This window comes from Dietzia sp. B44 (genome assembly GCF_014145245.1).
GTDB lineage: Bacteria > Actinomycetota > Actinomycetes > Mycobacteriales > Mycobacteriaceae > Dietzia > Dietzia natronolimnaea.
Genome location: NZ_JAALEF010000418.1, coordinates 1 through 2679, shown reverse-complemented (window position 1 = coordinate 2679; position 2679 = coordinate 1). Strand labels below are relative to the sequence as shown.

The 2679-nt window shown below is 73.3% G+C and carries 3 protein-coding genes; all 3 read right to left on the bottom strand.

The genetic code is table 11. The annotated features are described in order from the left end of the window. The coding region (gene tsaE, locus G6017_RS13270; protein ID WP_347238006.1) for a tRNA (adenosine(37)-N6)-threonylcarbamoyltransferase complex ATPase subunit type 1 TsaE at window positions 1-219 on the bottom strand (219 nt) is incomplete at its 3' end. Window positions 220-254: 35 nt separating this feature from the next. Next, window positions 255-1616 carry an alpha/beta fold hydrolase gene (locus tag G6017_RS13265; RefSeq protein WP_241731542.1) on the bottom strand — a complete coding sequence of 454 codons (1362 nt, stop codon included), beginning with the start codon at window positions 1614-1616 and terminating at the stop codon, window positions 255-257. Further along, window positions 1613-2677: an alanine racemase gene (gene alr / locus G6017_RS13260; RefSeq protein ID WP_347238005.1), complete on the bottom strand. Its 1065-nt coding sequence runs from the start codon at window positions 2675-2677 to the stop codon at window positions 1613-1615. The genes G6017_RS13265 and alr overlap by 4 nt, the downstream gene beginning before the upstream one ends. Window positions 2678-2679 lie beyond the last annotated feature (2 nt).

Here is a 2679-nt window from a genome sequence, read left to right as displayed (position 1 = left end):
TTCCACGTGGACCATCCCGGGGCCGTCCGGGGTCCCGGGGGCGTGCCGCCGGGCGATCACGAAGGTCGGGGAGGTCACCCGGCCGCGGACACCGAGGCCGGCGGCGATCCCTGTGGTGAGGGCGGTCTTCCCGGCGCCGAGTGGCCCGTCGAGCACCACGACGTCACCGGCCCGGAGCAGCCCCGCCAGTTCGACGCCGAGCGCACGGGTGTCGTCCACCGTCGGCAGTGTCCGCTCCCCCGGGACCCCGATCGTCACGACGCCGCGCTACGGCGCGCCGACGGGCCGCTGCGGGACGACGGGCCACTGCGGGAGGACGGGCCGCTGCGGGAGGACGACCCGGTGCCCCTCGACGATCCTGAGCCACTCGACGATCCGGTGCCCTTCGACGATTCGGTGCCGCTCGACTTCTCCCGCGTGCGTGCGCGCCACTCGACGATGGCGTCCGCGATGAGGTCGCCGAGGACCTCCGACACGTGCGCGGGCTCCTCCAACATCACCATGTGCCCCGCTCCGGGGACCACCACGAACTCGGCGTCCGGCAGCGCCTCGGCGATGTCCACCGAGCGGTCGAGGGGGGTGAGCAGGTCGCGGTCCCCGCACAACACCGTGGTGCGCACGTCGCGGAGCACGGGCACGGCCGCGGACTCGTCGTGCTGGGTGAGGGTCTCGAAGAAGTTCGCGATCGTCAGGACGTCCGTCGAGGCGATGAGCTTGTCCACGAACCTGGCGACGGTCGGGCTCATCTTGGCCGGGTCGCCGAACGAGCCGCCGTAGATGAACGGCGAGATGATCGCCCCGAGGGCCCTGCGGCTGCTGGTGAACACCGCGGGCGTGCGGCCGGCGAGGCCCACGAATCTGCTGACGGCCCTGCTGTCGAGCACGGCACCCAGGCCCGACTCCGACAGTTCCGCCATCGCCGTGGCGACCAGCCCCACGCCGAGCACGCGCTCGCGGACCGCGTCCTCGTGGCGGACGGCGTAGCCGAGGACCGTCATGCCCCCCATGGAGTGGCCGATCGCCACGATCGGGCCGGTCGGCGCCGTGGCGGAGATCACCGAGTTGAGGTCGGACGCCAGCTGGGCGATGGTCGAGTTGTCGCGCGAGCTCTTGCCGCTGAGTCCGTGACCGCGCTGATCGTAAAAGACCAGGCGGACCTCGGAGCCGAATCGGTCCTGGAGGTGCCGGCGCTGGAAGTGCCAGGAGTCCATCGACAGCGTGTACCCGTGGGCGAACACCACGGTCATCGGCGCATCGGTCGGTCCGGCCTCCCGCACCGCGAGCGGGACACCGTCCGAGGCGGCGACCATCGAACCCCGGTCGACCCCGAGCTCCCACATGTCCTCGCCGGCCCACGGGTCACTTGCCCGGCGTCCCGGGAGGAGCGTGCCCACGGATCCGATCGTCGCGGCGCCGAGGGCGCTCAGACCCGCGGCGAGACCGCCCGGGGCCCGGATCTGCTCCTCGACGGACTCGGCGTCCCCGGTCTCCCCGCCCACCAGTTCGGGTGACCGGACCTCGACGGGATCCCCCGCAGCGGACCGGGAAGGGCGCCGGGGCCACCGGAGCCGGGGCATCGACCTCCGGCGCCCGGGCGAGTCGTCTTCTCCACTCATAGCGAACCCTCCCTCTGCCCGCCGCTGGCGTGGCGGGCCCCGAGAACGTGCTGGCGCACCGCTCGGCCTCGGACGGCTGTGACGACCTCGTAGTGGATGGTCCCGAGGGTGCGGGCCCACTCGGCGGCGGTGGGGCCCCCGTCGGAGCCGGTACCGAACAGGACGGCGGTGTCCCCCGCGCGGACCGAGTCGCCCGGGTCCGGTCCCAGGTCGACGACGAACTGGTCCATGCAGACGCGGCCGACGTTCGGGTACCGGCGTCCGTGGATCGACACGTCGAGCCTGCCCGAGAGCAGTCGCCACACCCCGTCGGCGTACCCCGCCGCCACGAGGGCCACCGTGGTGTCCCGCGGGGCGTGCCACGTGTGCCCGTAGCTCACCCCCTGACCGGCGGCGATGCGCTTGACCATCAGGACCTCGGCGGAGAACGTCATGGCCGGGACCAGCTCCGCCTCGAGACCGTCGACCGGGTTGAGCCCGTAGAGGGCGATCCCGGGGCGGACCATCTCGAAGCCGTCGTCCGGGCGGGTCAGGGTGGCCGCGGAGTTGGCGTGGTGGTTGACCGGGCACCGCACCCCGCGGGCGCGGGCCTGCGCCACGCACGCGTGCAGACGGTCGACCTGCTGGTCGATCACCGGGTTGCCCGGATCGTCGGCGTGCGCGAAGTGCGCCATCAGCCCGGTCACCTCGATGAGGCCCTCGTCGGAGGCGGCGACCAGCCGGTCGAGCAGGGAGGGCCACTCGTCGAGGGTGATGCCGGAGCGGGCGAGCCCGGTGTCGATCTTGGGGGTCACCCTGGCGCGGCGGCCGGTACGCCGGGCGGCGTCGAGAACGGTGTCGAGGTGGCCCGGGCTCGGGATCGCCAGGTCCACATCCGCCTCGAGCGCCACGCCGACGTCGTCACCCACCCCGAACAACCAGGCCAGGATCTCGGCGTCGATGCCCGCGTCACGCAGCTGCACCGCCTCGGCGATCGTCGTGACGCCCAGCGCGTCCGCCCCACCGCGCAGCGCAGCGAGCGAGACCGGCACGGCGCCGTGGCCGTAGGCGTCCGCCTTCACCA